Origin of the sequence: Gottfriedia sp. NPDC056225, assembly GCF_042267765.1 — a bacterium.
In the GTDB taxonomy this organism is placed as follows: Bacteria; Bacillota; Bacilli; order Bacillales; family Bacillaceae_G; genus Gottfriedia.
The window spans coordinates 105,514-112,103 of the sequence record NZ_JBHJTJ010000014.1 but is presented as its reverse complement, the minus strand read 5'-3'; the positions used below and the strand labels follow the sequence as shown (position 1 = coordinate 112,103).

General features: G+C 32.0%; 7 protein-coding genes. 4 read left to right on the top strand and 3 right to left on the bottom strand.

Annotated elements, in window-relative coordinates; translation table 11 throughout:
* Nucleotides 1-242: 242 nt before the first annotated feature.
* Nucleotides 243-671: a VOC family protein gene (locus ACFCYN_RS11860; RefSeq protein WP_172443852.1), complete on the bottom strand. Its 429-nt coding sequence runs from the start codon at nt 669-671 to the stop codon at nt 243-245.
* Nucleotides 672-950: 279 nt separating this feature from the next.
* Here ACFCYN_RS11860 and ACFCYN_RS11855 point away from each other — a divergent pair, with 279 nt between their 5' ends.
* From ACFCYN_RS11855 to ACFCYN_RS11845, 3 genes are all read left to right on the top strand, one after another.
* Entirely contained in the window at nt 951-1,406 is a 456-nt protein-coding gene (locus tag ACFCYN_RS11855) for a hypothetical protein (protein ID WP_172443853.1), read from the top strand.
* Nucleotides 1,407-2,097: 691 nt separating this feature from the next.
* Entirely contained in the window at nt 2,098-3,705 is a 1,608-nt protein-coding gene (locus tag ACFCYN_RS11850; RefSeq protein ID WP_375949451.1) for a M20/M25/M40 family metallo-hydrolase, read from the top strand.
* Nucleotides 3,706-3,739: 34 nt separating this feature from the next.
* Nucleotides 3,740-4,015, top strand: coding sequence for a BAR domain-containing protein (locus ACFCYN_RS11845; protein WP_375949449.1), 276 nt, complete (start codon nt 3,740-3,742; stop codon nt 4,013-4,015).
* A gap of 124 nt (nt 4,016-4,139) precedes the next feature.
* On the opposite strand, the gene ACFCYN_RS11840 is transcribed toward ACFCYN_RS11845, so the two are convergent.
* Together ACFCYN_RS11840 and ACFCYN_RS11835 are read right to left on the bottom strand one after the other, a co-directional pair.
* Nucleotides 4,140-4,271 carry a hypothetical protein gene (locus ACFCYN_RS11840; protein WP_375949447.1) on the bottom strand — a complete coding sequence of 44 codons (132 nt, stop codon included), beginning with the start codon at nt 4,269-4,271 and terminating at the stop codon, nt 4,140-4,142.
* Between the two features lie 115 nt (nt 4,272-4,386).
* Nucleotides 4,387-5,154 (bottom strand): arylamine N-acetyltransferase family protein, encoded by a 768-nt coding sequence (locus ACFCYN_RS11835; protein ID WP_375949445.1) that lies wholly within the window; start codon nt 5,152-5,154, stop codon nt 4,387-4,389.
* Nucleotides 5,155-5,467: 313 nt separating this feature from the next.
* Between ACFCYN_RS11835 and ACFCYN_RS11830 the strand changes: the two genes are divergently transcribed.
* Nucleotides 5,468-6,520: a sulfate ABC transporter substrate-binding protein gene (locus ACFCYN_RS11830; protein WP_375949454.1), complete on the top strand. Its 1,053-nt coding sequence runs from the start codon at nt 5,468-5,470 to the stop codon at nt 6,518-6,520.
* Nucleotides 6,521-6,590 lie beyond the last annotated feature (70 nt).

Genomic DNA, 6,590 nt, shown 5'->3' with positions numbered 1-6,590 from the left:
TCACCCCAAAAAATACCGTCGCCTGCTTCTTTTTTTTAAAATACACCGGACACCACCTTCGTTCGGACTTTAAAAATAAAAATAAAATATAAAAAACACGACTCTGTCATATTTGATCGAGTCGTTTTTTATTTCAATTAATCCTGTATGAATTTCAATTAAGAAATTAGGAAACAAAGGCTATGTTAAATTAATCAAGTCAAATTATACTTGAATAGTTTAGTAATCAAGAAATTCAATTATTACTGCCCAGCAGGGTGGGTAAATACTTGGAATAATACACCAAATTTGTCTACAACTTTACCGTAGCACGGGCTAAAACCTGTATCTTGTAGAGGTAACTCTACTTGACCTCCAACTGAAAGTCCTTCGAAAAATCGTTTTGAAATTTCAATATCATTTGTAGATATACAAATAGTGACTTGATTCCCACTTTGAAATGGATAACCTGGATATGTATCTGAAAGCATTAATACTGATTCGCCAATTTGGATTGTTGCATGCATGATTAATTCTTTAGCATCTGCTGGAATTTTTCCGTCAGTGTCTCCTGGAACATCTCCGTAAGTTTGACTAAAAAGTACCTTTGCATCAAGAGCTTTTTCATAAAAATTTATTGCTTCACTTGCGTTTCCATCCATGATTAAATAAGGGATTAATTCTAATGACATGTCCACTTCACTCCTATAATGTTTTTAAATATTTAAATGAAAGAATAACATAATTTTCTTAACCTATTAAATTATTCTATCCATGTATAAATTATAAAATAAAGAACATACGTTTGCAATAAAGATTTATTTTAATTTTTTCGACATAAAAAGAGAACCTTTGTTCTTTTTTGCGATTTTAATTTAACTAGTAATTAAAGGGAAAATTCATCAACTGTTGAATAGTATGCATTAGGGCAAGATGTTTTATTAAACTTATAGCCTAGGAGGCTGGATAGTTTGCAGGAGCTCAAAATATATAGAAGAAATGCCTTCCTATTATTATGTGTGATTTTATTATCGTATATGGGCCACTTAGCTAAGCCATTGCCAATCTTTAGTAGAAGAATACTAGAAGGCATTTGTTGGCTTTCTCTAATTAGTTGTTTTGGAGTCATTACAAGCGGAGTAATAAAGTTTAGTCAAAAGATTGGGAAATTGGCATATTTTTTTGTATTAGGTAGTTTAATTAGTTCAATTTTTGCTTTTAAGATCGAAACAATTAATTCAATAAATGTTATCTCATTTTATATCTATTATATTTGTCTTTTTGCAAGCTTAATTACTGGTGTAATAGCCATTGTTAAAGAAGAAAAAGGGCTAGCAAAATTATCAGGTTTTATTTTGATGCTCATATTTGGCTTAATCTTTATGTGTACATTTATTGTATGGAATATGAGCGGAACGCGATTTTAAATAATCAGATAGTGGAGTTAAGTAATCTATCTAATAATTGATGCTTCAGATTGTCGGCAAGTATTTGCATCAGTCTGAACCATCTATTTTTTTTACACTCTAACCTATAGTTGGTCCAGGGCATTGAAATAATAACTGGTCAATATTTAACAGATAAATTGAAGATACTCTTGAAGGGTTCATGTGATCTTAATATACCGCGAATATGTAAATTACTTACTCAATTAAGGATATGAGTAAGAAAATAAGCATGAAGCTGTTAATACGTGCCCATAAAATGATTAATGAGTTAAAAAAAGAGAGGAAACACGAAATTAATTAACTCATAAAGGGTTCACGAGTTAAAAAAAAGAGGAAACACGAAATTAATTACTCATAAGAGGTTCATGAGTTAAAAAAGAGCAAGAAGCTGAAAATATGTAACTCATAAGGGCATCATGAGTAAGAAAAAATGCAAGATGATGAAAAAACTTACTCATACACCCAACTTTACTTACCTAGGTAATGTTGGACACTAATTGACAAACTCATTTTTTAACACTCTGAACCATCTAATAATAGATGTTTTTTTATTTTTAAGCAGATGAGTTCATTTAAAAAAGGTATTAAATTACTTTTCTAGAATTGGTGAGATATTACTAGAATTATGAAATATTGGAGCATAACTACACATTTGTTTATGGGGGATATTATGGATAAAATGCGATGGGATACACCTGAACGCTTAAAATTATTATTATCAGAGCTAGTTAGTTGGAAAAGTATTAGCCTAACAGAGGGAGAGCGTCAATTTCCGATTAACTTATATAAAGAGTTAAGTGACTTACAATATTTCATAGATTCATCAGATCAATTGAAGTTACATAATTCAAATAAAGGTCGGAAATTTTTAACGGCATTATATAAACATCCAGAAGTAAAAGATACAATTTGTCTTATAAGTCATTTTGATACGGTAAACACAGAAGAATATGGAGAGTTAGAAACTTTATCTACTAAAACTGAGGAGTTAACAAAAGTTTTCTATGAACGTCTTAGTGAGCTATCTACAGAAGTTCAGAATGATTTAAAATCCGGTGAGTATTTATTTGGTCGAGGCACAATGGATATGAAAATGGGACTTGCGATGCATATGGGTATAATTGAGAAGGCAAGTATTGAGAAATGGCCGATCAATCTTCTATTAGTAACGGTTCCTGATGAAGAGGTTAATTCGGATGGCATGCGTGATGCGGTTTCAACACTTGTAAATCTTAAAGAGGAATATGATTTGAATTACAAATTGTTTTTGAACGGGGAGCCAGTGTTTACACAGGAACCAGGCGATCCAAAGTATTACACATACTCTGGTACAATCGGTAAAATCATGCCAGCAGCACTATTTTATGGAAAAGAAACCCATGCAGGAGAACCGTTAAGTGGTATAACATCTCCATATATTGCTTCATTTTTAACTAGAAAAATGGAATGGAATGACGAATTTCAAGAGACTGATTTTGATGAAACTACGCCTTTACCAGTTACGTTACAACAAAAGGACTTGAGGTTAGAGTATTCCACTCAAACCCCGTTTCGTTCAGGCGCGCTGTATAATGTATTTTTAATGAAAAGAAATGCTTCTGAAGTTTTTAATCTATTCGAAAAAATAGCCCAGCAAGCTGCTGATGAATGTAATCTTGAATATGAAAATATATGTAAAAAACATCATGTGAATCCCATTGGAAAAGTAAAAGTTCTGCAGTATAGGGAGTTGCATAACTATGCTTCTGAAAAACTAGGACAGAACTATATTATGGAACTTAAAAAGGAAATTAATGCTCATAATGAGTGGGATGATCGTGAAAAATCTTTTAGAATTGCTGATCATTTAATGATTGAATGTCAGGAGCTTGCACCAGCGATTATCATTTTGTTTGCACCACCATATTATCCAGCTATTAATTCCACTGGAAATGAATTAGTCGAACAATGTATTAAGTTTTCTTCTGAACTTGCTATTAATCAGTTTAATTTGCCAGTAAAAAGAATTCACTATTTTAATGGGATTTGTGATTTAAGTTATGTTAATTACAGTGACACATCTAACGGATGGATAGCATTTGAGCAAAACACACCAGTATGGGGGGATTGCTATACATTACCATTTGATTTAATGGGAAAATTAAATGCCCCTGTATTAAATATTGGGCCATTCGGAAAGGATGCCCATAAGTTAACTGAGCGACTGCATATGAAAAATGCATTTGAAGAAGTACCTTTTATAGTAGAAGAAGTAATCCGTATGGTAAGTAAAATGTAGGGATAGCGATAGTAGGAAGAAATACGAACATAATGTGAACAATATTGATAAAGCTGTGAACTTCGTTGATAAAACACAGAACTTCGTTGATAAAGCACAGAACTTCGTTGATAAAGCACAGAACTTCGTTGATAAAACACAGAACTTCGTTGATAAAGCACTGAACTTCGTTGATAAAACACCAAACTTCGTTGATAAAACACTGAACTTCGTTGATAAAACACCAAACTACGTTGATAAAACACTGAACTTCGTTGATAAAGCACTGAACTTCGTTGATATATCATTGAATTTCGGCGATATATGGTAAAAACCTGGTGATCTAGTGTCAAACATGTAATGATTCAAGTTTAGAGTTTGAACAAAATTTTACATCTTCGCAAAAAATCCACAAGATAGGTTAATGATCTTGTAGATTTTTTGCATTTAAGCGTTTAGTATTCCATTTCTTCAATATCCTTTGCTTGAGGAAGTGGCTGTTTATTTTTTTGACTCTCATTAACATTATTTACTTCATCTTCACGTCTTTCTCTTATTATGCTATTTTGTTTTTCGCTGTTTTTCAAATGATCGATCCCCTTTACTTTGTTTACAATTAATTTGTTCGATTATTGTTTCGTTTATTAGTATTTTAGGAAGAAGAGGGGCCAAAAAGAGATTGTTGGGACTTTGGCCAATCTCTTAGCCCTTTATTTCAGCTTTTGGATTAAATAATTGGTTAAAAATTGATTGCCATTCATCTTCATTTTTTATTTCAGATATAAAGATTCTACGATTTTTAGTTACTTTTAGTTGATGATCCGATAACGAGATTCTTCCTTCTTTTGTTAGTAAATTGACAATTTTATATTGGGTAAAGATTGTTTCATTACTAGTTTGGAAGTAGTTAAATTGTTTTTCAAATTGATGTAGCTGTTTCGGTATGATTGAAATGAATAATAAATCCTTCCAAGATTGATTGAACTTTTGGAGGATGAAGCAGTCCGAATGGTCTTGTTCTTTTATACGATAGGATCCATTTGAATCAGAGTATTCGTATTGATCCTGTAGAAGGAGGGGCTCTAAAAAACCGCCACCAATTCCTACGTCGGCAAGATAATTTTGTCCGTTAATTTTAACTAAAATAGATAAATGGGAGAACTCTGGATTCCATTGTTGTTTTTCTTGGTTCCAAAATTGAGTTGAAATATAAGAGACATTAAAACCTAGTTCTTGTAGGACAGAAAATAATAATGAATTTGTTTCAAAACAAATTCCCCCACGCTTACCTGATGAAATCTTTTTCAATACTAGAGAAGGGTTCATAGTTAGTGGTATTTGAGAAATAATATCGATATTTTCAAATGGTATGGAAAGTAAGTGATGACGATGAATTTCTTTTAACGAGGAATATGAAATTGTATCTGGTTTCTTTAATCCGATGTGTTTAAAATATGTTTCTAACAGCATGAGATCCTCCATATAAAATGTAATTTCAATAGTAAATATAATGAGTATACAATGAGGTTTGTATAAATAGTAAATATAATGAAAAATAATTTTAAATTTTCTAAATTCATAGTTGACACATAGGAATAGTGTGTTTATTATTAAGCTTATATAAAAAAATCAAATTGGCTGATTGGAAGACCAAAGGCCCTTAACTAGTTTCTTTAGTTAAGGGTCTTTTTGCATTTGTGCCTTAAAGGGGAGATTTTAATGTATTGAATGATCGAGATGGGTACAAATAATATCGGAGAATTGATATTTGAGGGGGCGGAATATAGTGGGGGCAAAAACTTGGATTATTGGCTCGGTTGTTGCAGTTTTGGCTGTTTCTGGAATCTTATATTCGACTTTAAAAGACGATAGTAGTGAGGTAACGAATGGAAATGTGGCAAATAAAAAAGTAGAATTACTAAATGTTTCATATGATCCAACCCGTGAATTATATGAAAACTATAATAAAGCGTTTAGTAAATATTGGGAAAAAGAGCATCACCAAACAGTGACAATTAAGCAGTCTCATGGAGGTTCGGGAAAGCAAGCTAGGGCAGTAATTGATGGTTTAGATGCTGATGTTGTTACACTTGCTCTAGGTTATGATATTGATTCAATCAACGAAAAGGCACAACTATTATCACCTAATTGGCAAAAAGAATTTAATTATAATTCAACACCATATACTTCAACTATTGTTTTCTTAGTAAGGAAAGGCAATCCAAAAAATATTAAGGATTGGGATGATCTAACTAAGAAAGGTGTTCAAGTAATTACTCCAAACCCTAAAACTTCTGGTGGTGCAAGATGGAATTACCTAGCTGCTTGGGGTTATGCAGATAAAAAATATGATGGTGATGAGAAAAAAATTAAAGCATTTATGAAGAAATTATATAAGAATGTACCTGTTTTAGATACTGGCGCGCGTGGCTCAACAACTACATTTGTTGAAAAAGGGATTGGGGACGTACTAATTGCATGGGAAAATGAAGGTCTTTTATCTGTTAAAGAATTAGGCGAAGGGAATTATAAAATTGTTTATCCATCTATTAGTATTCTTGCTGAGCCACCCGTTGCAGTCGTAGATAAAAATGTAAAGGCAAAGAAAACTGAAAAAGTAGCGAAAGCCTATCTATCTTATCTATATAGTAAAGAAGGTCAAAAAATCATTGCAGAAAATTACTATCGTCCTAGAAATCAAGAAATACTTGCTAAATATAGTAAACAATATCCTAGTATACCAATGTTGACAATCGATAAAGATTTTGGAGGATGGAGTAAGGCACAAGCGAAGCATTTTAATGATGGTGGAATATTTGACCAAATTTATCAATAAACGATTAATTGAGTAACGATAACTTAAAAAATAAAGAGGACATGGATGTACCGAGGCTCATCTATAGAGC

What these genes read in the sequence shown, in the direction of transcription:
- ACFCYN_RS11860 (WP_172443852.1), bottom strand. Translation starts at nt 671, where the DNA reads ATGTCATTAGAATTAATCCCTTATTTAATCATGGATGGAAACGCAAGT.
- ACFCYN_RS11850 (WP_375949451.1), top strand. Translation starts at nt 2,098, where the DNA reads ATGGATAAAATGCGATGGGATACACCTGAACGCTTAAAATTATTATTA.
- ACFCYN_RS11835 (WP_375949445.1), bottom strand. Translation starts at nt 5,154, where the DNA reads ATGCTGTTAGAAACATATTTTAAACACATCGGATTAAAGAAACCAGAT.